20 protein-coding genes and 1 pseudogene are annotated in these 24,316 nt (G+C 51.2%); 8 read left to right on the top strand and 13 right to left on the bottom strand.

From position 1 onward, the window contains the following. The first annotated feature begins 7 nt into the window (after nt 1-7). Nucleotides 8-436 carry an HIT family protein gene (locus HMPREF2625_RS09930; protein WP_048755193.1) on the top strand — a complete coding sequence of 143 codons (429 nt, stop codon included), beginning with the start codon at nt 8-10 and terminating at the stop codon, nt 434-436. A gap of 177 nt (nt 437-613) precedes the next feature. On the opposite strand, the gene budA is transcribed toward HMPREF2625_RS09930, so the two are convergent. The 6 genes from budA to glnA form a co-directional block, all read right to left on the bottom strand. After that, complete coding sequence (gene budA, locus HMPREF2625_RS09925) at nt 614-1,363, bottom strand: acetolactate decarboxylase (protein ID WP_004004988.1); 750 nt, start codon at nt 1,361-1,363, stop codon at nt 614-616. 90 nt (nt 1,364-1,453) lie between these two features. Then, nucleotides 1,454-1,939, bottom strand: coding sequence for a GNAT family N-acetyltransferase (locus HMPREF2625_RS09920; RefSeq protein ID WP_004004987.1), 486 nt, complete (start codon nt 1,937-1,939; stop codon nt 1,454-1,456). Between the two features lie 154 nt (nt 1,940-2,093). Next, nucleotides 2,094-2,576 carry a GNAT family N-acetyltransferase gene (locus tag HMPREF2625_RS09915; protein ID WP_238382282.1) on the bottom strand — a complete coding sequence of 161 codons (483 nt, stop codon included), beginning with the start codon at nt 2,574-2,576 and terminating at the stop codon, nt 2,094-2,096. A gap of 115 nt (nt 2,577-2,691) precedes the next feature. Beyond that, complete coding sequence (locus tag HMPREF2625_RS09910; RefSeq protein ID WP_070524249.1) at nt 2,692-3,558, bottom strand: GRP family sugar transporter; 867 nt, start codon at nt 3,556-3,558, stop codon at nt 2,692-2,694. 226 nt (nt 3,559-3,784) lie between these two features. Further along, nucleotides 3,785-4,300 carry a nuclear transport factor 2 family protein gene (locus HMPREF2625_RS09905; protein ID WP_070524247.1) on the bottom strand — a complete coding sequence of 172 codons (516 nt, stop codon included), beginning with the start codon at nt 4,298-4,300 and terminating at the stop codon, nt 3,785-3,787. Between the two features lie 607 nt (nt 4,301-4,907). Continuing rightward, entirely contained in the window at nt 4,908-6,332 is a 1,425-nt protein-coding gene (gene glnA / locus HMPREF2625_RS09900) for a type I glutamate--ammonia ligase (protein ID WP_048755196.1), read from the bottom strand. A gap of 190 nt (nt 6,333-6,522) precedes the next feature. Here glnA and HMPREF2625_RS09895 point away from each other — a divergent pair, with 190 nt between their 5' ends. Further along, nucleotides 6,523-6,972, top strand: a complete 450-nt coding sequence (locus HMPREF2625_RS09895; RefSeq protein WP_048755197.1) for an RDD family protein — start codon at nt 6,523-6,525, stop codon at nt 6,970-6,972. 109 nt (nt 6,973-7,081) lie between these two features. On the opposite strand, the gene HMPREF2625_RS09890 is transcribed toward HMPREF2625_RS09895, so the two are convergent. The 3 genes and pseudogenes from HMPREF2625_RS09890 to lipB all read right to left on the bottom strand — a co-directional run. After that, on the bottom strand, nt 7,082-7,801 hold the full coding sequence (locus HMPREF2625_RS09890) for a DUF4191 domain-containing protein (RefSeq protein WP_013397374.1): 720 nt from the start codon (nt 7,799-7,801) through the stop codon (nt 7,082-7,084). 255 nt (nt 7,802-8,056) lie between these two features. Continuing rightward, nucleotides 8,057-9,064, bottom strand: a complete 1,008-nt coding sequence (gene lipA, locus HMPREF2625_RS09885) for a lipoyl synthase (protein WP_004004979.1) — start codon at nt 9,062-9,064, stop codon at nt 8,057-8,059. A gap of 208 nt (nt 9,065-9,272) precedes the next feature. Next, nucleotides 9,273-9,980: pseudogene (gene lipB, locus HMPREF2625_RS09880) on the bottom strand (lipoyl(octanoyl) transferase LipB); the annotation flags it as partial. 563 nt (nt 9,981-10,543) lie between these two features. On the opposite strand from lipB, the gene HMPREF2625_RS09875 reads away from it, so the two are divergent. Then, the gene (locus HMPREF2625_RS09875; protein ID WP_246826781.1) at nt 10,544-11,623 is read left to right on the top strand and encodes a hypothetical protein; all 1,080 of its coding nucleotides are present in this window, start codon (nt 10,544-10,546) and stop codon (nt 11,621-11,623) included. 144 nt (nt 11,624-11,767) lie between these two features. Here HMPREF2625_RS09875 and HMPREF2625_RS09870 read toward each other — a convergent pair whose 3' ends face one another. From HMPREF2625_RS09870 to HMPREF2625_RS09855, 4 genes are all read right to left on the bottom strand, one after another. Next, complete coding sequence (locus HMPREF2625_RS09870; RefSeq protein WP_070524238.1) at nt 11,768-12,115, bottom strand: hypothetical protein; 348 nt, start codon at nt 12,113-12,115, stop codon at nt 11,768-11,770. 146 nt (nt 12,116-12,261) lie between these two features. Further along, entirely contained in the window at nt 12,262-13,935 is a 1,674-nt protein-coding gene (gene sucB, locus HMPREF2625_RS09865; RefSeq protein ID WP_070524236.1) for a 2-oxoglutarate dehydrogenase, E2 component, dihydrolipoamide succinyltransferase, read from the bottom strand. A gap of 166 nt (nt 13,936-14,101) precedes the next feature. Further along, the gene (lpdA, locus tag HMPREF2625_RS09860; protein ID WP_004004973.1) at nt 14,102-15,484 is read right to left on the bottom strand and encodes a dihydrolipoyl dehydrogenase; all 1,383 of its coding nucleotides are present in this window, start codon (nt 15,482-15,484) and stop codon (nt 14,102-14,104) included. 330 nt (nt 15,485-15,814) lie between these two features. Then, on the bottom strand, nt 15,815-17,305 hold the full coding sequence (locus tag HMPREF2625_RS09855; RefSeq protein WP_070524235.1) for a leucyl aminopeptidase: 1,491 nt from the start codon (nt 17,303-17,305) through the stop codon (nt 15,815-15,817). 224 nt (nt 17,306-17,529) lie between these two features. Here HMPREF2625_RS09855 and HMPREF2625_RS09850 point away from each other — a divergent pair, with 224 nt between their 5' ends. From HMPREF2625_RS09850 to HMPREF2625_RS09830, 5 genes are all read left to right on the top strand, one after another. Next, the gene (locus HMPREF2625_RS09850; protein WP_013397368.1) at nt 17,530-18,441 is read left to right on the top strand and encodes a PAC2 family protein; all 912 of its coding nucleotides are present in this window, start codon (nt 17,530-17,532) and stop codon (nt 18,439-18,441) included. A gap of 263 nt (nt 18,442-18,704) precedes the next feature. Next, a complete protein-coding gene (locus HMPREF2625_RS09845) occupies nt 18,705-20,342 on the top strand; it encodes a DUF4192 family protein (RefSeq protein ID WP_070524233.1) in 1,638 nt (545 codons plus the stop codon). A 274-nt stretch (nt 20,343-20,616) separates the two neighbouring features. Then, entirely contained in the window at nt 20,617-22,023 is a 1,407-nt protein-coding gene (locus tag HMPREF2625_RS09840) for an RNA polymerase sigma factor (protein ID WP_070524231.1), read from the top strand. 407 nt (nt 22,024-22,430) lie between these two features. Continuing rightward, on the top strand, nt 22,431-23,318 hold the full coding sequence (locus HMPREF2625_RS09835) for a YwqG family protein (protein ID WP_013399322.1): 888 nt from the start codon (nt 22,431-22,433) through the stop codon (nt 23,316-23,318). A 143-nt stretch (nt 23,319-23,461) separates the two neighbouring features. Next, nucleotides 23,462-24,316: a YwqG family protein gene (locus HMPREF2625_RS09830; protein ID WP_070524229.1), complete on the top strand. Its 855-nt coding sequence runs from the start codon at nt 23,462-23,464 to the stop codon at nt 24,314-24,316.

Genomic DNA, 24,316 nt, shown 5'->3' with positions numbered 1-24,316 from the left:
GGATAGAGTGAGCAGTATTTTTACCAAGATTATTGACGGCGAGATTCCGGGCCGTTTTGTCTGGAAAGATGAGAAATGCGTGGCGTTTATGGATATTCAGCCGGCATCGCACGGGCATCTGCTTGTGGTCCCGCGTGAAGAAATTGACCGTTGGCCCGAGCTGCCGGTGGAGCTTGCAGCACATCTTTTCGCAGTAGCACATAAGATTTCCGGTGCGCTAGATCGAGCTTTCGATAAAGACCGGGTAGCGCTTATGATTGCCGGGTTCGATGTGCCACACACGCATATTCATCTGTTCCCAGCGGACAGTATGGCGGAATATGACCCGGCGAATGCGCTCGCTAACGTGACTGCCGAGGAACTGGATGCTGACGCGGAGGCGGTGCGTACCGCCTTGCGCGACCTCGGACACGGTGAATTTGTGCCGGAGGCTTAGGAGAGCCTGATCCTCTTAATATTCCATGTCTGTGGTGAGCATGATGTACAGCTTGCCCCTCAGCGGTACGCTTTGAACGGTGCATGCTGCCCTGTTGTTGCTGCTGTGAAACAGGCAAAAGCCTCCGCATACTCGCAAGAAAAGTATTCGGAGGCTCGCCCTCGCCCGTAGGTAGGTTTAATGTTTTTCCGCCTTTGAGATCTGATCTGCCAAATCTTCGGGGGAGAGGTTGGCGGAAGAGAACTCGGGAGTCAGCGGCAGATGCAGCTGTAAACCGGTACCGGGGCAGATTTCTACGTTTGCTGACTTTAATTTGAAATCGACCACGTGTCCGCCATGAGTACGGTCATCGTCAATAAAGTGGGCGTGGCACCCCGGAACGGAAATGCCCTGCTCATAGATGGGGGTACGGAACCCTACAATCGTGCCCGTCAGATTATCGAACTGAACGATATCCTCATTCTCGGTTGCATCCACCATTTTCGGGTAGGGCTTTTCCTGCTTGACAACGGTACGAGTACGAACCCACTCAAACTCGCCATAAATCTTGATAGCGTACATGTAGTTCTTTGACACCGTAAAATTATCGAGAACCTGTGAGGTGGAGGTGCGCAGCATGTTTTGCGGAAGCTCACGACGGATCATGGGTACGAAGTTTGTGACCACTGCATATGGGGTTCGATCAGTAAGCTGGGGGATAGAAACCGAGCCGTCATGGCGCACCTGGTAACAATCGCCGTCGAGCACCACCATCTCCCCATCAAGGCCGTTAAAAGTTCCTACCCCAAAGTTACCGTGGCTCAACAGTTCACCAATTGTCATTTCGCCGTCGTACACGCCGTCGAGCAGCTGCGACATAAGACCGGTCTGGAAGACCTCGTTGCGGAATACGGTTTCTCCATTGAGCTGAGTCGGCTGATATGCCATCGTTTTACCTTCCATCGCGTATATTTGACTACACCATCATTCTACGCCGCATATTCCAAATGCCGTGTTTGTATATAAAATATGCCCATGCTAGAGATCGAGTACCATTTCAATGTGCTTGATTCCAGCTTCCTGATAGGGTTCACCGCGAGCCACAAAACCGGCCGCCCCATAGTAGGTATCTCTTAAATATGCTTGCGCGCTAATCACAATCTGCCGTGCAGATGTGTTCGTGCGAATCCAGTCAATGGCCGCGTGTAAAAGTTTACGTCCTAGCCCATTTCCGCGTACTTCTTGACGTACCGCAACACGACCCAGCGTCCATGCATCTGCGATGGTGCGGTGATTACCGTCATTGACATGTTCCAGATCAAACATGCGCAGATACGCGAGTACACGACCAGAATCATCAGCGGAAAAGAAATGGACGCATTCAAAATCGGTTTCATCAGCCTCGGGCTCAGTAATCTTCTGCCCCGCAGTAAAAACCAGGGTGCGTGTTATATGAATCTGCTGAAGTTCATGCAGTGTGAGCTCATCAAATAGTTTGGCCGTAAAACCGGGAGAGGAAGTCATGAATCCTGCTTGTCTGACGAACGGTCTGTTGAGAGCGGGCGGGCATATAATGCGTAAAAACCTACACTACTAGAGGCACATATCCGGCACTGTAGTTTCCTAAAACTTGCCCGTCCCGCATCATCCGTGGATGCGCTAGTGCTCAATCGCCGGATTAGCGCTGCAAATCGAGCACCATCTCGACATGCTCGATTCCAGACTCCATATAGTGCTCACCGCGCTCAACAAACCCCTCAGGACTGTAGTAGGTATCTTTCAGATATGCTTGAGCGGCGATCACGATTTCTTTTGCGTCCGTGTTATTCCGGATCCATTCCAAGGCTGCGTGTAAAAGCTTGCGTCCCAGGCCGGTACCGCGTGCATCTGGGTGAACTGCCACACGACCGAATGTCCACGCGCCCGGAATGTAGCGGTGGCGTGCATCCTGAACCTTCTCAAGATCGAATAGACGCAGATACGCGAGCACTTTTCCCGAATCGTCCTCATTCACCATATGGATGCATTCGAAATCAGCGTCATCAGGCTCCTGATCAGTTGATTGCTGACCCACTGTGAACACCAGCGAACGAATAATATGAATCTGCTGCAACTCGTGAGCGGTCAGTTCGTCAAAATGCTTGGCGATGAATTTGGACACGGGCTCTCCTGCGTTGGTCATATCGGTGAAAAGACAGTTCTCATTATTCTAACGTGATGTGTGCGAATCACACGAAATCTAGAGAATATACGGTGAGAATGTGCGGCGTGTACAGCTAAAGCGTACCAATAAGAACGCCGCCAATAACTACGAGGGCGAGTCCTCCTAACACATACAGCAGCTCCAGCCTCGTTTTCTTCTCTCCCAGTAGTAAGATACTGCCCAGAGTGGAGATAATAACGTTCATCTGTGAGAGTGTAAACCCGCTGGCAACACCGTTGCGATGCGGCTCAATAGACACTAGGTAGGCTAACGCAGCACCCGAGAAAATCACGCCACAGATAATGTTCTGTAAAGACTTCTTATCCCAAGGGCGGGTACCGTCACGGGTCAGCATAGACATCGTGATAGCTGCTACCACCATACCCACTGATTGGGGCAGGAATTTATACCACCCGTCTACACTCACATAGTTGGGAAAGAATGAATATCCGACATATCCGATGGTAGAAATTAAGAGTGTGATAATACCGGCCCGCATATTCCCGCCCGACTGTGGGTCAGGATTCTCTTGCTTCGTGGTCATCCAGATACCGATGATAATGAGAGCCAGAGCTACGGCCCCAATTACTTTAGCTTGAACGGTACCCCAGTCACCGAACGCCACCACACCCATTAACGAGGTACCTACCAGCTGCATGCCAGTTGATAAAGGCATGGTTTGAGAAACACCGATCTGGGTAAACGCGCGGTACTGGTTTATTTGCCCGAACGCCCAGCTTGCCCCGGAGAGGAAACATAGGAAGAACGCCCAAGCGTCAAGGCGCATCGGGAAGAAAAGCAGAGAAGTCACAATACCCGTGAGAAGCACACCCATCGTGGTGCCCATAATTTGCTGAGTCGGTTTGCCGCCAATCTTAGAGACACACAGCGGCAGAATGCCCCAGAATAGCGCGGGTATAAGACCGATAAGGATATTCATGGAAAATATTTCCTTAGGCACTATGAGAGAACACAGAATATACAGCTGTTCCTTGGAAGGAACGTTAAACTACCATTTTTTGAAACGTCTATAGCGACTATAAGCTCACTCTAGCTTATCCTGTTTTATAAACTTCGGGTCCAGCAGATACCCGTGCTGTTTGAGATTTTAAAACAAAAGATGCCCTCCTTACATAAGGGCATCTTTAGGATAGTTCGGTCGAGCTTTAAGACCATAGGGAGGCGACAGTCTTCGTAAAGTGCGTACCATCGGGGTGTATCTGCGATACAAGCTGGAGATTCCAGGTTCCATCGCTCCCATTAATATTTGCGGTCGTGCGCGTGCGTGCTACGAGCTGAGCTCCATTGTCACTTCGTTCCACGCGAGCAGATATTACCTCAATATTGCTGTAGGACATAGTTTTGTCGGCAACCGACTGTACCCACTCATCGCGAGTCTGGATTTGGCCTGTGATGTGGGTGAGTGTAGCATCCTCAGTGAGAGTGGAACGGAGAGATTCGGCGTCAGCATCCATCATCGCCATAAACATACGCTCTTGTGTGCGAATAGGCTGTTCATCGGAACCTGTATAGGGCTCGCCTGGTGCAGAGGGTAATAGCTGGTCATTCTTATATAGTGCTTCATCGGATGACAGCGAGCTGGAAGCGCAACCTACGAAAGTTGCAACTGCTGTAAGACCAGCTGATAGACATACAGTACGGCGTGATAGTACATGCGACACGTCAAACTCCTTTAGAACGTGGAGGCAGTAATCCCCTAAGAACTTACTTGCGGCTTCATCATACGTGAAGGTTAAGCCTTAATTCCAGATTTTGTAAGTATTCCACATTATGGCCACTGAGGGAATCAAGTACCTTGTGGAGCTGTTCTTTCTGAGTGGGGAAACTTGCGAATAGGTCTATCTTCTCAGTGTTTACTAGTTAAGGAAGGCTACTATGCTAGGCAATGCCGCAGTGTATTGTCAATATGAAAGCACAACCGGAATATACAAATTCTGGAAAGGTTAGTATGTGCATGCTCGCCATGAGCATAATCTATGATGAAGCAAAGGCAGACAAAAAACTATAAGAATATCTCAAAATTATTATAAAGCTAATAAATATGCTTGTCAGAGGTCATATTCTTAAAATCTCAGGACCTGTCATTATGAGTTTTTGATAGGCATATATATCGGAAATTAGGTTCCGTTACGCTAGAAAAAGAGAGATCTCTTTTGCTCTATTTATATCTTAGGGTCAGAGGTGCAGACTTATCTTCTATGACACAGAAGAATGCTCCGTGTCCTCATATATGAGGACACGGAGCATTCTAACCTCTATAAATAACGGTTAGACACCGTAGTACAGCTGGTATTCCAGCGGGTGAGGAATCAGCGAGAGCGGTTCAAGCTCGTTCGTGCGCTTGTAGTCAATCCACGCATGAATCAGATCCTCGGTGAATACGCCGCCTTCGAGCAGGAAGTCGTGGTCTGCCTCAAGCGCGGCCAGCGCTTCCTCAAGGTTAGCGGGAGCCTTCTTGATATCCTTGGCCTCTTCGACGGGCAGCTCGTATAGGTCCTTGTCGATCGGTGCTGGTGGCTCAATGCGGTTGCGAATACCGTCCAAACCGGCCATAAGCTGAGCTGAGAACGCGAAATAGGGGTTACATGAGGGGTCAGGGGCACGGAACTCCAGGCGCTTAGCTTTCGGGTTGGCGCCAGTAATCGGAATGCGAATACCGGCAGAGCGGTTACCCTGCGAGTACACCATATTCACGGGGGCTTCGTAGCCAGGCACAAGGCGCTTGTAAGAGTTAACGGTTGGGTTGGTAAACGCCAGCACAGCGGAGGAATGCTCAATCAGACCGCCGATGTACCAGCGAGCGATATCGGAGAGGTTTGCGTACCCACGCTCATCGTAAAAGAGTGGCTCGCCGCCTAACCACAGTGACTGGTGGCAATGCATCCCCGAACCGTTATCGCCGAAGACAGGTTTCGGCATGAAAGTCACCGACTTGCCCCACTCATCGGCGGTGTTCTTGATAACGTACTTAAACTTCAGCAGGTCGTCGGCGGCATTGGTGAGGGTTGAGAACTTGTAGTTGATCTCTGCCTGTCCAGGGGAACCGACCTCGTGATGGCTGCGCTCAACTTCGAGCCCAACCTGATCCATCGCTACGCACATAGCATCACGCAGATCGGCTTGCTTATCGACAGGGGAGACCGGGAAATAACCGCCCTTGATAGGGGTCTTATTACCAAGATTGCCGCCTTCTTCCTTGCGGCCGGTGTTCCAATATGCTTCATCGGAATCGATTTTATAGAACACGGAATTGGGCTCTACCTGGTAACGGACATCCTCAAAGACGAAAAACTCGGCTTCAGAAGCAAAGAACGCGGTATCGGCAACACCTGTGGACTGCAAGTATGCTTCGGCGCGTTCGGCTACACCGCGAGGGTCACGATGGTAAGGCTCACCGGTGCGGGGATTCACGATAGAGCAGATAATAACAAGGGTTTTTTCAAGACGGAAAGGATCAACATACGCCGACTTAACATCAGGAATAAGCTGCATATCAGATTCGGCAATGCCCTGGAAACCACGAATAGACGAGCCATCGAAAAGCTGACCGTTGACGAAGAAATCCTCGTCGATCGCCTTCGCCGGAAGGTTGAAGTGCTGCTGCACCCCGGGCATATCGGTGAATCGAATGTCGACGAAGACAATTTCGTCGCTCTTAATAAAATCGAGAACTTCTTGGGGACTGGTAAACATACGGACTGCTCCTCGTGGTGTTTTGTCCTTGGTGTCTGGTGTGGCGCCCAGTTTATGAGTTGTGCACCACTATCTAGCATAGGGGGTATTTTTTGCTCTGTCGTGTCTATTATGTTTCGGTAGTGTTACAAAGTTGCCGATGTGGTAGGGTGGCGTACGTTGAGGAAAGAGATACAGGATAATAGAAACCATGATTGAACGTGACGATCTTGGGTCGTGGCTCAACGGCGCGCCCAGCGACCAAAAATACCCCGGAGAGATCATGGGGCGACCAGAGACAGGACCTGGCGCTATAGCCCGTCCGATGCGTCGCCTCCTAGGTTTCATCATAGATTGGTATCTATGCTTGGGTCTCGCGTTTCTGCTAGTCGGAGCCCAAAACGTACAAATACATGGTCTAACAACACTAGGAATTTTTCTGCTGTACCTGATCGTACTCGTAGGATTTATGGGGCACACTCTGGGGCATTTTCTGGTTGGAGTCCAAGTGCAAACTCTAGATGGCAGGCCTGCTGGTTGGAAGCGAGCCCTTATCCGAGCTGTGCTGACCATGCTGGTGCTGCCCACCGTAATTTTGGACGCGAATTCACGCGGTCTTCACGATCGCGCGGCAGGAACTATACTTGTGCGCATCCGCTAGATGCGAACTGTATTGCCGGAGAGCTTATATTATTTTCCGGGTATTAGACAGACAAGCTGAGCCCCGACCTTACCATGAGGTCGGGGCTCAGCCATAGGATGTACCGTTTCTAACGCCCACGCATTGCGCGACGATCGGGGCGCACACGGTTCGGATCTATACCCTTTGGAATGCTGTTCATGGGGTTACGCACATGGTTGAGGGTACTAAGACGATTAGAAACTCCCTGAACTTCTTGCTGAGTCAGGGCTTTAGGCAGCTTGTTCATAGTCTTGACGACATCTTTTAACTCAACCTGATTCTCGTCGTGACCGGTCTCAATCACGTGTACGGGAACGCCGGGAACTACGCGGTTAAGATGTTTCTTCTCATTTTTCACAAGGTTCTGCACACGCGATGAAGGTCCCTCGGTTACCAGCACAATTCCCGGCCTACCGAGACCCCGAAAGACAAGATCCTGATTGCGGTTCGCAGCTACAGGCTGCTCTTCCACAATCCAGCCACGGCGCACGGAGTTCATGGCGGCACCCGCACGCCCAGGTTGTCCTTCGATCTGCGTGAATGCTGCTTTTTGTGCGCGACGACCCAGAATAATCATGGCGGCAAGAACGCCAACCGCAAGACCAAGAATAATAAAAGTGATGATGTTGTTGAGTAACGCGCCGATCAGGACAAAAACAAGCAGGGTAACGACCACTGCAAGAAGCAGAATCCACCCGATATTCGGGTCAGATTTTTTGGTCATCTGGTAGACCTGCTTCATCTGGGCAAACGTACCCGGAGATTTATCTTTCTTCTGCTTTTTCTTCTCTTCGCGCTTTTCTGCCACGGTGCTTCCTCTGGACAACGGGTAGGAAAATGCAGTATATGACTGCAGTATTTATTCTATCTTAGATTGTTCTTGACCTGGATGCCCGTGCATTCTCCTAAGGAAAAACTCACCTAACAGCCAAACCCGGCAAATGTGTCTAAAGTTTGGCCCTCGTTGGGGTAAACAAAGTTCCCCGATTCGTAACCTTCAGGAGAAGATGAACCGGGGAATTTTCTAAATCTATGTCTCTGCAGACTGAACTATTCTACTATTCTAGAAACCCGCTGCGACGAGGGAAGAAGCCTCTTGCAAAGCCGCACCGCCATCTTCGATATGCGCAAGGTTTTCTGGAATCTCATAGCCGTTCTTCTTCATCGCGCGTGCCCACAGACGACCGGCACGATACGAGGACCGAACCATCGGACCAGCCATAACGCCAGCAAAACCGATGGATTCTGCCATAGCTGAGAACTCCAGGAATTCGGCGGGCTTCACCCAACGCTCAATGGGATGGAAAAGGGGACCGGGGCGCAGATACTGAGTCAGGGTGATAATATCGCATCCGGCGTCGTACAGATCGCAGAGTGCCTCGTAAATCTCATCGTTAGTTTCACCCATACCCAGAATCAGGTTGGACTTCGTGACCATGCCGGCCTCTTTACCCTGGGTAATCACATCGAGTGAGCGCTCATAACGGAATGCCGGGCGGATCTGCTTAAAGATGCGCGGTACGGTCTCTAGGTTGTGGGCAAAAACCTCTGGACGTGCATCAATGACTTTCTGCACATGCTCTGGCTTACCCTTGAAATCAGGGATCAGCATCTCAACACCGGTATTGGGGCACATCTTGTGAATCTGGCGTGTAGTCTCTGCGTAGAGCCAGGCACCGCCGTCTTCAAGATCGTCACGTGCCACACCGGTCACCGTGGCATAACGCAGACCCATAACCTTAACGTTTTTAGCGACTTTGAAGGGCTCAGCGTAATCAACTGCAGCGGGTTTACCAGTGGCAATATTGCAGAAATCGCAACGGCGAGTGCATTCAGAACCGCCAATAAGGTAGGTTGCCTCGCGGTCTTCCCAACACTCATAGATATTAGGACAGCCAGCTTCCTCACACACTGTATGAAGCCCCTGGCCCCGGGCCAGTTCCTTCATTTCATTGTATTCAGGCCCCACAACGGCTTTGGTCTTAATCCAGTGAGGCTTCTTCTCGATGGGAACCTCAGCATTGCGAGCCTCGACGCGCAGCAGCTTGCGGCCTTCAGGCTTAATGCTCATGTGTGTTGCTCCTTCTAACTGGATGCGCCCTCGGTTTAAAACGGGCTGAAACCTATTTTACGCCTGCATCGTGCAGGCGAAAAACACTGTGGCGTGGATTATGGTTTGTATGTCTTTAAGTCTTGTTTACGCACACAAATTTCTATTCGGATTACTCGCCGAATATCGATAAGCAGTACTGACAAGGGGAAATACGTGAACCTTGTGGCTACGCAGCCGTCTCGTGTGCCACCTTGTGCTCCTGCGGAACAAGGGGCTCAAAAGGCATTGCCAAACGATCCTGATACTTAATAAGCTCACGCTCAAGGGTCTCTAGAATATCTGCCGGGGTTACTGTACGACCGAGCTGCTCTGAGATTGTTGTGACGCCAGCATCCGTAATACCGCAGGGAATGAACTGCATGAACGGTGCGGTCTCATTGCAGCAGTTAATGGCGAACCCGTGCATTGTGGTTTGCTTTGAAACGCGAATCCCAATGGCGGCGATTTTCTTATCCGGTGTGATGCCATCGCCCAGAATCCATACGCCGCTACGCCCTTCCACGCGTTCGCCTTTGATTCCAAAGTGAGCGAGTACATTCATAATAATCTCCTCTAGGATGCGTACATACGCTACTACATCAAGAGGCTCAGGAAGTTTCAGAATGGGATACCCGGTCAGCTGTCCGGGACCATGCCACGTGAGTTTTCCGCCGCGGTCAATTTTCACGACTGGAGTTGAACGGTCAGTGGGGTACTCGTGATCTTCAGTGCGCTTGCCAGCCGTAATCACGGGCTCATGTTCGAGCAGAAGAATAGTGTTTTGCCGAGCGCGTGCCGCTACCTCTGCATGAAGGCGAGATTGCATATCAAGGCTCTCAACATAATTCACATAGTCAGGGGCAAACCCCACACGTTCAAGTATTACGGACATAGCTTCTACCTTAGTACCGGAACGACCACGATAAAAATTAGGGCTTCCTGATTACACGTGCTCTGGGCCGCAGCATCGCTCTAGGAAAACAACTCGTACTTTGTGTGACAGATTATGACGTCATAAACAAGGCAGAAGGCGAGCAGAAACGCGTTATACAGCATGAAAATCGCTAAAAACCTTGTGTCTGTGGATAACTTTCACGGTGCTTTTCCAAAATCCGGTACATCTAGAGTATGAACACCGATAGCATCACATACCTTGAAAATCTTCACGAAGAACCAAACCTGAGTATTTGGACAGTTAAGATACATACAAATAGAGATTCATCGGTTAAGAATCGTATACTTCCCAAACAATTAGCCCCGGGGCTTTACACCCTTGCGATAAGTCATGATTCTCAGCAAATACCATCGCACCAGATCAAAACACTTTGCGGTTTACCACCCTTACCCGGTGTCGCCACTGTACTAGCCGTAACGCGGGACGAAAGGCAGTCGTCTGGCACAGAGACAGGAACTTATTATTGGTACGAACCGGTTGAGGCAGGATCACTCGAATCCCTTGTGCATGCACGCGGATCCTTACCGCTCGCCGAGGTTGCGACCCTAGCACACCATATAGGATGGGGCTTCAAAAGCTTACACGCGGCGCATATCTATCCTGAGCATCTAGAGCCTCAGTACGTGATGATAACCGTTGCTGGACTCCCCGAGTTTCTTTGCCTGCCCAGTTCTATCAAAGCGAGTAAACACCAGCCGGATGAACATGAACATGTCGGAGTTCATGATTTTGTGGCTCTTCTGTGGTATGCGCTCACCGGAGAGTCGCCTCGGCAAACTCATCAACGCATCCCGCTGCCGCTCCTTGCCGATGTACCGCAGACATTGGGAACCGAGCTTGAGCGTCTGCTTGATGATCCTAAGGCCACTGTACAGGAGGTTCTTGACGCATTCAGCGCATTCCAGACGCAGCCTCTCAACGCTTATACCAGCGCGCCTGAGTCAGTACGGTCTAAACTCCCTGTTGCTTTGCGAGAACCGAATACCGTTAAAAGCACTAAGACCCTGCCCAAGGTTAGACATCAGAACGCTCAGAAACTTATAGGGAAGAGCACTTTCAAAGTTGGGCATAGCCGTGGACATTCAAAGGCTCGTAATTTTACGACCCGCAAACTCGTGATTCTGGGGGTTGGGAGTCTCATAATCTTAGGAGCTGGAGCAATAGCTGGGGCAACCTGGGTTCCGGAAGCTATGCATCATCACGAGTCTCACGCTACTCAGCCTGCCGTTGTGAGTACTCCGCAGGATGAGCAGGTTATTCTCGCTCAGGTTATAGAGGAGCGCAATCAGTCGTTGAGCTCTCAGGGGGCGGCGACGCTGAAACTGCGCTCATTGACCCGTATTCTGCACAGAGACTCTGACTCTTTAGGAATAACCGCAGAAGTAGAGTCGCCCGGATACGCCCCAACGGATGCGGAGCAGAAAGAATCCGGTGTTCACATTGTGGACGGCGTGCCGGTGCAGACAGTTATCTTTGAGCTGCATCGCGACGAGGGGGTATGGCGTATTGTCACGGCAATGCCAGTCACGGATGAAACACCCAACGAGCCCGATGCGCAGCCTACGGTTGTCCGTGAGCCGTGAATAAAAATAACCACCAGGGGAGAGCTACATGTAGATGAGGCAGCTGCGAGTTCAAGCGTGTAGCTCTTAAAAATATATCCCCGGTAGGTCTATAAAAACTACCGGGAACATGGGCAAGAGTATTGTGCCGAAGTGAAGAGCTGTTTAGTGCCAGATGGTGGCAACGGCAACATTAATGACGGCAAGACCGCCCACTGCATGCGCTAAGCCTGTTGAAATTGGTTCTCCCGCCTTGTACTTGCGTTGACCGATGAATGCGGCAATAGCGATGCCCAATGCAATGAGAATTTTGACCGCAATCTTAATGTGGTTAGGACTGCCGGTAACCTCAGCAATTCCTACCAGGAGTAAGCCCGTTATGAGCATCAGAAGCGATGCGTGAAACTGCCCGGGCAGAACTTTAGGTGTGCGAAAATGAGCAATCCAGAGCCCAATAATAATCGCGGCACCTATGATGTGCAAAAACACAAGAATGTTGTTGAGAAGAAACATAGCTAATATTCTGACACTCTGTCACTATAATGTCTACTTTAATAAACTCGGCATAACGACGAAGAATAAAAAATAAAAAAGGGGTGCGTTGGCTTATACGCCAACACACCCCTTGAAACACGATGCTACATCATGCCAGGACCCCTTTAGAGACCGAGCTCAGCCTCAAAGTTTGCCTCTTCCAGGCGAGTCTTGAGGGTGTACAGGAAGCGACCTGCATCCGCACCATCGACCACGCGGTGATCGTAGGTGAGGGAGAGGTAGCACATGGAGCGAATCGCAATTGAATCGTTGCCATCAACGTCCTTAACCACCATGGGGCGCTTCACGATGGAGCCGGTACCCAAGATCGCCACGTTCGGCTGGTTGATAATCGGGGTATCAAACAGAGCCCCGAAGGAACCGATGTTGGTGATGGTAAAGGTAGAGCCGGTCAGCTCTTCGGGAGCGATATCGCCGGTGCGTGCACGTCCACCCAAGTCACCAATTGCCTTAGCCAAGCCAGCGATGCCGAGATCCGATGCGTTCTTGATAACGGGAACAAGCAGACCCTTGGGGGTATCTACAGCGATCGCGACGTTCTCGGAATCGGGGTAGGTAATCTGCTTCAGATCCTCGGTCATGGAAGCGTTCAGTGCGGGGTGCTGCTGCAGAGCCTCGGTAACAGCCTGTGCGAAGAAAGGCAGGAAGGTCAGCTTTGCGCCCTCGCGAGCGAGGAAGCCGTCCTTAGCCTTGGCACGCAGCTGTGCCACACGAGTCATATCCACTTCGGTAACCTGAGTCAGCTGAGTGGAAATATCGAGGGACTCACGCATACGTTTTGCAATAACCTGGCGAATGCGTGCGGTCTTTTCGACGGTACCACGCTTGGGCGAAACTTCGAAGGTATGTGCTGCCTTGGGAGCACCGTCTGCGGCGGGAGCTGCTGACGCGGCGGGTGCTGCAGCAGGAGCGGTCGAGCCCTTAGCGGCAATAGCTGCCTGAACATCCTGCTTGCGGATACGACCGCCTACGCCGGTGCCCTTCACAGTGGACAGGTCAATGCCATTGTCTTTGGCGAGCTTACGAACCAGCGGGGTTACGTATGCTTCGCCATCGGCGGCGGGAGCCGCCGGGGTAGCAGGGGTGTCGGGCGCAGAAGCAGGAGCTGCAGGCGCAGCGGGAGTTGCAGGAGCCGGTGCTGCCGCAGCAGGTGCGGGGGCGGCCGGTGCAGCAGGAGCAGCTGCGGCGGAAGAATCACCAATGATGGCGAGAACCTGGCCGACCTCTGCTTCCTCGTCTTCCGGAATGCGAATTTCGAGCAGGGTACCTGCTACGGGCGAAGGAATCTCGGTATCGACCTTATCGGTAGAAACCTCTACGAGAGGTTCGTCTACCTCGACCTGCTCGCCAACTTCCTTCAGCCAGCGGGTCACGGTACCCTCTGTGACAGACTCGCCCAATGCGGGAAGAGTCACTTCCTGACCAGATGCAGAGCCAGCTGCGGGCGCCGCAGCAGCTGCGGGTGCCTCAGGAGCAGCAGGGGCGGATGCTGCAGGAGCCTCGGCAGCGGGCGCGGCAGGTGCAGCTTCGGGAGCACTGGAACCATCGCCAATGACAACGAGAGCAGCGCCAACCTCAACATCTTCGTCTTCTTCCACCAAGATCTGCTCAACAACGCCTGCTACGGGCGAGGGGATCTCGGTGTCGACCTTATCGGTAGAAACCTCGACAATAGGATCGTCCACAGCAACAGTGTCGCCGACAGCTACAAGCCAGCGGGTCACGGTGCCTTCGGTCACGGATTCGCCCAATGCGGGCAATTCTACGGTGTGGGACATATCTCTTCCCATTCTCCTTGTGAATGCTTGAACTAGAAAAACTTTTACTGGGCAAGGCCACCCGCGCATAATTTTCGTTTGATAACAAAACACGGGGTAACTCTCTGCCCTGGTGATAGGGCATCTCAGTCTATTGTGACATACCCATAATTTGATAAGGCGATAATTAGCCGTGTAGCGGGGTACCGTTCAGAGCCATGGCAGCCTCACCCAGAGACTCATTTTGAGTCGGATGAGCGTGGATAAACTTAGCAACATCCTCGGGGAATGCTTCCCAATCAACCCACATCTGAGCTTCGCCGATCTGCTCGCCCATACGCTTACCGATAGCATGAACGCCTACGATCGGACCGTCCTTTTCACGCACGACCTTGACGATGCCGGAAGCGCCCAAAATTGAGGACTTGCCATTACCGGCTAGGTTGTATTCGGCAACTTCAACATTGTCCTCACCGAATTTCTCCTTCGCTTTCGGTTCGGAGTAACCCACGGAAGCAATCTCAGGATCGCAGAAAGTCACCTTCGGAATATTAACATCGGGAACAACGGTGGGGTTCAAACCAGCAATTTCTTCGGCAACAAAGATGCCCTGCTGGTAACCACGGTGTGCAAGCTGAACGCCAGGAACAATGTCACCCACAGCATAGATATTTCCAACACCGGTGTGCAGGCGCTCGTTAGCAAGCACGAAGCCACGATCCATGGGGATGCCTTGCTCTTCGTAACCCATATTTGCAGTGTTGGGGCCACGGCCAACAGCAACGAGCACGATGTCGGCCTCAAATACCTTACCGTCTGCCAGGGTTACCTTTGCACCGTTAGCGTCCTGCTCAACCTTCTCAAAGAAAGTACCAGTATTGAACTTGATGCCGCGCTTCTTGAAGGCACGCTCAAGAACCTTGATGATGGCGGGATCTTCGTTCGGAACGAGGTTGGGCAAACCTTCGATAATAGTGACGTCTACGCCCATAGCTTTCCACATGGAGGCAAACTCACAGCCAATCACGCCGCCACCGAGAACGATAGCGCTCTTCGGCAGGTAGTCCATTTCAAGAGCCTCGGTAGAGGTCAGAACTCGACCTTCAATAGGCAGGCCAAAAGTCTTAGAAATAGAGCCGGAAGCAAGAATAATATTCTTGCCCTTGTAATCCGTACCGTTGACGGTCACGGTATCTTGAGCGGTCAGCTTGCCTTCACCAGCGATAACTTCTACGCCCTTCATCTTCAAAAGACCGGAGAGACCCTTGAATTTACCCGCGACAATACCATCTTTGTAATCGCGTACCTTACCCATTTCGATGGACTCTAGGGTGGCGTTTACGCCTACTTTAGAGGCTTCACGAGCGTCCTCCGCCAATTCTGCGGCGTGTAGGTATGCCTTCGTCGGAATACAACCGGTGTGCAGGCAGGTGCCGCCTACTTTTTCCTTTTCAACGAGGCCAACGGTAAAACCCAGCTGGCGCGCGCGCAGAGCGGCAGAGTAACCAGCGGAACCGCCGCCAAGGATGAGGATGTCGAATTCTTGAGCCACGATGTTGCTCCCTTGCATAGATTGTGGGGCTGTAACCCCGGTGCAATGCGTTCTTTATCTATATTGCTTTTCTGTCAAACAGCAGACCCGCACCTTCCGGTTTGCGTGAGGGCGCGCATCTACGAGAGAGCAGAAAAACACTCACTACAACAATACCCCTGTTTTAGACCCTTTAAGTTCACCTGACGCTAATTTGGGGCAATAATCGCACAAACTGTGCAAATTTTTTGAAGAGCGTAACCATCCTGGAATTTATGATGTGAGATTTTGCACGTAGAAGAAGAGCAGTATCGGGGGCCCTGAGACCGTCAGTCTAGGGACCCCGATATAAAGCGGATGTTTCCTTTACTATGCATACGATTCGATGAAATTCACCAGGGTCGCGGTACCAAAACCGGTACCTTCCTTAGGGGTGAACCCATAAGCACTTTCTTCGTTAAAGGCAGGACCAGCAATATCGAGGTGAGCCCAGGGAATGCCTTCACCCACAAACTCTTGAAGGAACAACCCTGCGATCATCATAGAACCGTAGCGTGAACCCATATTTTTAATATCTGCCACTGGAGAATTCATAGAGGCACGCAAGTAGGACTCAAGCGGGATTTGCCAGTAGGCCTCACCAGATTTTGCCCCCGCCTGCTGTACTCGATCACGGATATCTTCATCGCCCATAAGCGCAGCTGTACGCAGTCCCAGTGCTGCCATGGCTGCGCCCGTGAGCGTCGCAATATCAAGGATGACGGTGGGGTTCGATTCGGAGGCGAGGGCAATACCATCCGCCATGACCAGGCGACCTTCGGCATCGGTATTGAGAACTTCAACCGTGCGGCCGTCACGAATAGTGATGATGTCTTCGGGGCGCAGGGAGGCGCCACCGGGCATATTCTCGGCAAGGCAAAGGTATCCGGTGACCTCAACCGGAATTTCCAGCTCGGACGCCGCAAGAACTGCGTGCAGAACCGATGCTGCACCTGCCATGTCGCATTTCATCGTCATCATAGATGCCGCAGGTTTTAGGGAGTTTCCACCGGTATCAAAAGTAATCCCTTTGCCAACGAGAGCCACATGTGCAGAAGGGGTCTCGGGGGTGTACTTAACAACGGCGAGTGCGGGCTTTCGCGGGGAGCCTTGACCGACTCCTGCGATGCCTCCAAAACCTTCCTTGAGCAAACGGTCATAGGGGTAGACTTCAATGCTGACATCTGAATAATCTTTGACAAGCTCTGCGGCGAGATTTGCAAAAGATTCCGGGTACAGGTGTGAAGGGGGCATATTGACGAGGCGGCGCGCATCTTTGGTAGCCTCGCCCAGGATGACGGCGCGAACGAGGGCGGGCTCGGCTTCGCTGGCATCGGCTTTTGCCACAATGGTGATGGACTCCGCTTCGTCTCGAACGGAACCTGCAGTTTTGCTGCGTACTCCTTCTTCGGAGAATGATCCGAGAACGGCACCGTGAGCTACAGCTTCAATTTCGTCGCGTGAGGTAATACCGAAGTCAAGCGCGATATGTGCAGTTCCTAAAAGCTGACGGGTTGCCGAGCCAGCAGCGAAGCGAAGGGCATCTAGGCGCTCCTGGTCAATTGTGGTGTCTGAGCCTAAGCCGATGAGAGCGATGATGTCGGACGATGCCCCTTCTACGCCGGGGAGGCGAAGTATTTGGTCGAGAGCACCTGTGGCACCTAGAGACTCCAGAAGTTTATTGATGCTCTGCGCCGAGTCATCAGGAAGTGAATTTGAGGCTAGGTAAGGTCCGTCTTCTCCCGAAAAGACGCCGAGAACAAGTACCTCAGCATTCAGCGATTGCAGGTCGTTGGTGTGAAGAGAAAGTGCTGTCGACATAGTTCCTCCGCGAATGGGTTGGAATATTGATATTGGGTAATGTGTTTCTACTGTACACTGCGGGTATCGGAAATCTTGACGAACAGTACGGTGAAAATACCCTTCTAACGCTTTTATGAGTGTTCGCCTCGCGCGAGAGACTAGGAAATAGTACTGTTGCGGTTAGACACATACATTAAAATAAAAAGTTCAGAGACTAAACCCGGCGAGGGAAAGGAGTGAAGATGTTAAACCCTGAAGATTTATATTTGGCGAATAATAAAATTCTTCATGATGCACGGTTGAAAAATCTCACTCTGGTTATTGCTCTCTCAAGCCCACAGGATGCAGGATCCACAGCGGGGCAGCTGGGGCATTTTCTTCTCAAGGAACTTAAGAATATTGAGGTTGTGGAGTTTGATACGGATCAGCTTCATGATTACCGTAGCCGCAGACCGCATATTTTCTTCAATAAAGACCATTTTGAGCAGCCAATTATGCCTGCTCTGAAGCTTTATGCGGTCGAAGATACCCTTGATAAGCCTTTCTTGCTTTTGACCGGTTCAGAACCTGATTATCAATGGCAGCGTTTTCAGCAGGCGTTGTTGTCTATTGTGCGGACGCTGGACCCTTCACTTGTGGTGCTGGTGTCGGCGTTTCCAATGCCTGTACCGCATACACGTCCTATGCCTGTGACGGCGCATGGCTCTCGGAAAGACCTCATTGAAGGGATTTCGCCATGGCGTCCTAAGGCTGATTTGCATGCTAATATGACGAATCTTTTAGAGGTTCTTTTCACCGAGAATGGCTTTGATACCGTAGGATTCGGCATTAATATTCCCCAGTATGTTTCTGATGCTGATTTACCGCAGGGAACGCTGACCGCGCTTGAACACGTGAGTATGGCAACCCGATTGGCTTTTCCGAGTGATGAGCTTAGGGAGGCTGCGAGGGCTGTTCATGGGCAAATTAATGAGCAGGTCAAGGAGAACCCAGAGATTGGGCGTATGATTTCGACGATGGAAGCGAATTACGATGAAAACTTCCGTACCTCAAACGTCGCTATTCCGCTCTCGCAGCGCGACGCCCATAAGATTCCTGGACGTGATGAAATCGGTGCCATGTTTGAGCGATTCCTTGAGGAGCATGAAGAATAATTAAGGCTCACCCATGGTTTAACTCAGGGGCGCACGCAACATAGAAAATTCAAGCTATGGTGGGTGCGTCCCTAAACTTTTAGGGGTCACATATGCCTTGTGCTGCTCGTGTGGGTTATGGATCGTAATATTTGGATAGAAAACAGCTAATTCTTATCCACAGAAGCGAAATATGTGTCTTAACGAAGCGAATGCACCTGGGTTATCCACAGGTTAGTTGGTCTGCGAACTTTTAAGGTGAGCAATCTTGCCATAGTAAAGATATGACAACAACGAGTAACCTAACGACAACCTATAGCTTACATACCGAAGAAGACTTGATAGCTCTCGTGCTGCATCAGTTTGGATACTGGCCGCAAGAATCGCTGGTGCTTTTAAGCGTGACGAAGCATGCCGTAGGGCCGTGTATACGCGTTAATCTTCCTGATGAGCAACAAGATCTAGAACAATATTTTGATAAGTTAGCGAATCTGGTACCCGCCACCGTTGACGGGTTCGAGCCCATTACTGGGGTCTTTGCTTTGATCTTTAGCGGCAATGCGGCAACTCGAGAGCGGCAACTTTCACCTGCTACACGCACTGTCTTACACAATACGGATTTGTATATCGATAATCGCGCCGGAATCTCATTCAACCAGTGGCTGCCCACACTCTACGCAGCCTGCAACAATGTTCATCTTGATCTTTACGATGTGCTGTACTGCGGGTCCGTATCGCGATGGTCACTTGATCGAAACCAGCTTGCGCTCACTTACCGCGGCCCTATTGAAGACATTATGCATAGCTCGTACTATCTCGATCGGGTGTATGAGGGACGCCGAGTATCCGCAGAACCCCTGTCTGCATATACGCAATGCCTCTGGGATACTGCAACCAGTGCCTCCACGAATGAGGTGACAGAATGGGAACAAGCAAGTCTGTTGTGGATGCATACCTTTGAAGAAGAACTTAACCAAGCTACGGGTCGGCATACTGTTTTAGAACATCCTGGTTACTACCGTCAGAAAAGTATTGAACTCTGCTACTGGGAAAGCGCCCTTGAGGCTGTACGCTGGGTAATGCGTACCTATCCTCCTGAAAACGCCGAAGAGCACGATAACGCCATAAGTTTTGGGGATCGTTTACGTTCGCTGATATCGCCCGAAATAGCCGGCTATCTGCTGTGCAGCATGAATACCCAGGCAACCCCAGAATTTATACTGTACCAAGCGGCTAAAGACCTGCCGGAAGCACTGGGGGTACTAGACGGATATGACTGTATGCATGCCGCATGCGGTGAAGGATCATACGAACCGGTGGAACCTCTATGCTACGGCAAACCAACAACTCGTCGGCGCACGACGCTGCCGGAGACCTTTTATCAAACTTTTCGGGGCGAAAGCCCCCGTATCGGAGGTATCGGGCACGGTCGCGTGAGCTGGCACGACTGGATACGGCGTACGCATCGTATACTTCAACAGCAGATTTTAGACGACACATGCGACTCGTCTGAGACCAGACCGGAAGAACACATAACGAAGATAGACCGGATGGTGGAATTTCTAAGCGGTCTAACAAAGGACTATAAACCGGCCTGGAGCCGTCTTAACGCTCTCGAAGTTCTCTGTAATCTGTTGGTGCATGCGGTTCAATCGGGTGAACAGTATGGTCGACTGAGGCTTCTTCAAGCCTGGATAAATTGGCTACGTGGAGGAAACACCTATGCAGGTATTCTCGCCGATATCGCTAGGCTTCACTGTGATGAAGATATGCCTCTTTTTCAGGCCCTATCAGAATCTGTATTTCCGCTCTGGATTACGGATCCCGTGCGGTGTTGGCGTGGCGACCTTTACTTCAGTACTCTATTGCCTCACGAGGCAACCGACGCCAAGGTAGAGACGATTGAGCCCAAGGCAGGGTAGCGAACGTTGTGTTTGCAGGGAATAAAACAGGGTTGTCTAGGCGAGCCTTATTTGAAAGAAAATAAGATTCTGCCATACTTGATGATGACCCCGTAAAGTCTGTGCTTTTGCGCGCGCCTTCATGAGGTGAAAACGCAGGGAATAATCCCCAGTATTTAGCGGTTATATTTATTCCGCTAACCCTGCTTTCACCAGTAATGTGAGGAGCAAGACTTGACAGGGTCTTAGGTGTTTTGCAGACAAAGCACCCCAACACGAGTTAGAAAGGGTTCTTGTGGCACCTGCAACCAGCAAGAAGACCGCGACCGGTGAAACCTCTGAAGAGACTGTAGCCGAAACCCCCAAAAAGACAACCCGCACTAAAAAAACTGCAGCCACATCCAAACCTGCAAAAAAAGCGCCTGCTAAGAAACGCGCAGCAGCCAAAACTCAAGAAGACGCAAAATCTGATGCAGAGGACTCGGTCGAAACCACTGCCGAGGCCGTGCCTGAAGAGAAGCCTAAGCGCGCGCGTAAAACAACCACTAAACGTAAAACCGGTGGACGTAAGAAGAAGACCGACGAGGACGAGTTTGATCTTGACCTTGACGACGAGCTAGATCCCGAGAACGTTGACGGCGAAGAGCACGAAGACGCTGACGAAGATGAAGAAGCCGTTGCCAAAAAGGAAGAGAAGAAAGCTGCCGAAGAAGTGGCAGCTAAAGGCTCTGGCTTCGTGCTGACCGCCAGCGATGATGACGATGCACCTGCTCAACGCGTCGTTACTCCCGGAGCAACAGCTGACCCTGTGAAAGACTACCTGAAGCAGATCGGTAAAGTCTCGCTCCTGAACGCGCAGCAGGAAGTCGATCTTGCGATGCGCATTGAAGCTGGCCTGTATGCGGAGCACAAGCTTGCCGACAACCCCGATATGGATCCGAAGCTCAAGAAGGAACTGCGCTGGGTGATCCATGACGGTAAGCGTGCGAAGAACCACCTGTTGGAGGCGAACCTGCGCCTCGTGGTCTCACTCGCTAAACGCTATACGGGCCGCGGAATGCTATTCCTTGACCTTATTCAGGAAGGTAATCTTGGTCTGATTCGCGCGGTCGAGAAATTCGACTACTCGAAGGGCTTTAAATTCTCCACCTACGCCACCTGGTGGATTCGTCAGGCGATTACTCGTGCAATGGCGGACCAGGCGCGTACTATTCGTATTCCTGTGCATATGGTTGAGGTCATTAATAAGCTCGCCCGTGTGCAGCGTCAGATGCTTCAGGATTTGGGGCGTGAACCCACCCCCGAAGAGCTCGGTAAAGAGCTGGACATGGCTCCCGAAAAGGTTATTGAGGTGCAGAAGTACGGGCGCGAACCTATTTCTCTGCACACGCCGCTGGGTGAGGACGGCGATTCCGAGTTCGGCGACCTGATTGAGGATTCGGAGGCTGTCGTTCCGGCTGACGCGGTGTCATTCACTCTTCTTCAAGAGCAGCTGCACTCGGTGCTCGATACGCTCTCCGAACGTGAAGCGGGCGTGGTTGCTATGCGATTCGGCATGACCGACGGGCAGCCTAAGACTTTAGACGAAATTGGCAAGGTATACGGCGTGACGCGTGAGCGCATTCGTCAGATCGAATCAAAGACCATGTCGAAACTGCGTCACCCCTCGCGTTCGCAGGTTTTACGTGACTATCTAGACTAGAGACAATACCCCTAGTCGTAACGTGTTGAGTGCGCCCATCAGACCTTTCTGATGGGCGCACTTACGTATAACACTTAATACAATTAAGCAGTATGCGAATAGAAAACACCCCTACTGAAATCTATCTTGAGGGTGAAAGAGTGTAACTCGCAGCCTTGAATACCGCGCTGTTGCGGCTTGGAAGGGCCCGCTAACAAGGCGGTGGTAAACAACGCAAATCTGAGGCATGTTCGTGCGTATAAAGTCGACCCTGCAAGTACACGACACGGAACGCAAGGTATGGCATAGCGTGTTTATCTGTGATTACCTAGAAGTAGTGGTTACCACAAGATAACGAACCCGCATTTTTCCGGAAATGCAACCAACAACCGCATCCCACATCCACATCACCGATAGGGGACGATACTGTGAGTATTCTTGAAAAGACCGCTCTTGAACAACAAGCTCTGAACGTTATTGACCGCATCAATGCACAGCAGATATCGCCTGTTATTTTCTTTGACACTCAACAAACATCAGAACCTCTGCCAGTGACCGCTTCTAAGGTTGGAGGTGTTCCCTACGTTCCGGTTGGTACCGCGGCGCCGACCAACGGCAGTGGACAGAATTTGGGGCTTATTGCCCAGATTAATTGTTCTGAGCTTCCCACAAACGACATTTACCCCGAAACCGGAATCCTACAGTTCTGGCTTGATCCGCACGAAGACTTGTGGGGGCTAAACTTAGACGATCCCACCAGCCAACAAAAAACTCGAGTTGTCTATTATCCGACTCTGGATGCGCCAGACTCCGGGGTCGGTACCGCCGTAACGGAACTTATAGTTAATAATCCTCAAGATGACTTATATTGGCCGGTCAGCGGACGTCATGGGTATGGTCTTATCGCCAAATCCCAGAGTAATGAAGAATGGATTTTTGACGGACGCCCACATTCGGAATTTACTCGAATCTGGAACGATATGTACCCTGAGCAGCTTATAGCGAGCATTTGGGACCTTCGAAAGTTCGACGGCGGTGCTGACACTCTCAAGACTTTACGCGATATGACGGGCACCCCCGAAAGCTATACCCATCACAAAATTGGTGGTTACCCCCTCTTCGAGCAACGCGATCCGCGTGATGGTGATGCGGCTCTTACTCAGTACACCGTGAATCTGCTGACGCTTATATCACGGGTGGAGTCAGGTAGCCATGAGGGCATTATGTGGGGCGATATGGGAACCGCAAACTGGATGGTGACCTCGCACCAGCTTAAGAACCGAGACTTCTCGAAGGTTCTCTTCGAATGGTCATAAGGTCCAATATTTAGAACCAGCTGGCTGTACGCACAAAATTCTCCGGCGTGTATCTTCTCCGACCGGGTGTAAAGATAATGCTTCATGCTAAGGTGTGAGTCATCTTTATATAGTACTGGGAACCCAGCCCACGAGGAGAACGCGTGACGGATAAACAGACAGAAATACTAGAACGGGCTCGCACTTTACTGGCTGAGATGAATGTGGGACATCAGGTTCCTACAATGCGCATCAACACACAATTCGCTAAGTATAAGACGTTGCCGGTCACCGCCTCCAAAATCGGGGGAATACCGTACCTGCCCAAGGGCCAGGACGGACCCGTAGACGTTAACGGTGAACCTTTACACATGATTGCGCAGATTAACTGTGCCGATCTGCCACCGAATAGTATTTACCCGGCGGAGGGGATGCTGCAGTTCTGGATTAGCCCGATCGAGACCGATACGGAAGATTACACCTCATCACGATATGATCGCGTGATCTACTATCCTCAGCTGGGAAAAGCGAACAGGAAGGCTCATAAACTAGTCATTACCGAGGATAACGGCTTTATATGGCCTCTTTTGGGCGGAGAATACGCCCTGAGTTTTGAGCCTGAAAATCTAGAGCCCGGGCTAAAACTTAAACAATACAGTACCGGGCAGTTATTTACGCGGTTGTGGAATGAACGTTACCCGCAGGAGCAGATTGAAAGTCCTTGGGATCTTGATGAGCTTGCAGGGCTTGAAGGCGATGGCCTTGCGAGCACCTTTTACGAAGATCTTGACCACCACCAGCTGGGCGGTGTTCCCGAGTATATCGACTGGGACCCCCGAGATGACAAGGAAGAATGGAAAGACTACACGATTAATCTGCTCACTCTTGTCTCTGCGTATGAAGGTGAAACCATAACCATCATGTGGGGCGATGCCGGAGCGGCAAACTGGCTGATTACCCCAGAGCAGCTGAGGAATTTAGATTTCTCTAAGGTCTTTTATTCGTGGGATAGCTGCTAA

The sequence above is a fragment of the Rothia sp. HMSC064D08 genome (genome assembly GCF_001809525.1).
Taxonomy (GTDB): domain Bacteria; phylum Actinomycetota; class Actinomycetes; order Actinomycetales; family Micrococcaceae; genus Rothia; species Rothia dentocariosa.
This window is presented reverse-complemented; position numbering and strand designations above follow the sequence as displayed.

What these genes read in the sequence shown, in the direction of transcription:
- budA (WP_004004988.1), bottom strand. Translation starts at nt 1,363, where the DNA reads ATGGCATATCAGCCGACTCAGCTCAATGGAGAAACCGTATTCCGCAAC.
- sucB (WP_070524236.1), bottom strand. Translation starts at nt 13,935, where the DNA reads ATGTCCCACACCGTAGAATTGCCCGCATTGGGCGAATCCGTGACCGAA.
- HMPREF2625_RS09855 (WP_070524235.1), bottom strand. Translation starts at nt 17,305, where the DNA reads ATGTCGACAGCACTTTCTCTTCACACCAACGACCTGCAATCGCTGAAT.
- HMPREF2625_RS09850 (WP_013397368.1), top strand. Translation starts at nt 17,530, where the DNA reads ATGTTAAACCCTGAAGATTTATATTTGGCGAATAATAAAATTCTTCAT.
- HMPREF2625_RS09920 (WP_004004987.1), bottom strand. Translation starts at nt 1,939, where the DNA reads ATGACTTCCTCTCCCGGTTTTACGGCCAAACTATTTGATGAGCTCACA.
- HMPREF2625_RS09870 (WP_070524238.1), bottom strand. Translation starts at nt 12,115, where the DNA reads ATGTTTCTTCTCAACAACATTCTTGTGTTTTTGCACATCATAGGTGCC.
- HMPREF2625_RS09895 (WP_048755197.1), top strand. Translation starts at nt 6,523, where the DNA reads ATGATTGAACGTGACGATCTTGGGTCGTGGCTCAACGGCGCGCCCAGC.
- lipA (WP_004004979.1), bottom strand. Translation starts at nt 9,064, where the DNA reads ATGAGCATTAAGCCTGAAGGCCGCAAGCTGCTGCGCGTCGAGGCTCGC.
- lpdA (WP_004004973.1), bottom strand. Translation starts at nt 15,484, where the DNA reads ATGCAAGGGAGCAACATCGTGGCTCAAGAATTCGACATCCTCATCCTT.
- HMPREF2625_RS09910 (WP_070524249.1), bottom strand. Translation starts at nt 3,558, where the DNA reads ATGAATATCCTTATCGGTCTTATACCCGCGCTATTCTGGGGCATTCTG.
- HMPREF2625_RS09845 (WP_070524233.1), top strand. Translation starts at nt 18,705, where the DNA reads ATGACAACAACGAGTAACCTAACGACAACCTATAGCTTACATACCGAA.
- glnA (WP_048755196.1), bottom strand. Translation starts at nt 6,332, where the DNA reads ATGTTTACCAGTCCCCAAGAAGTTCTCGATTTTATTAAGAGCGACGAA.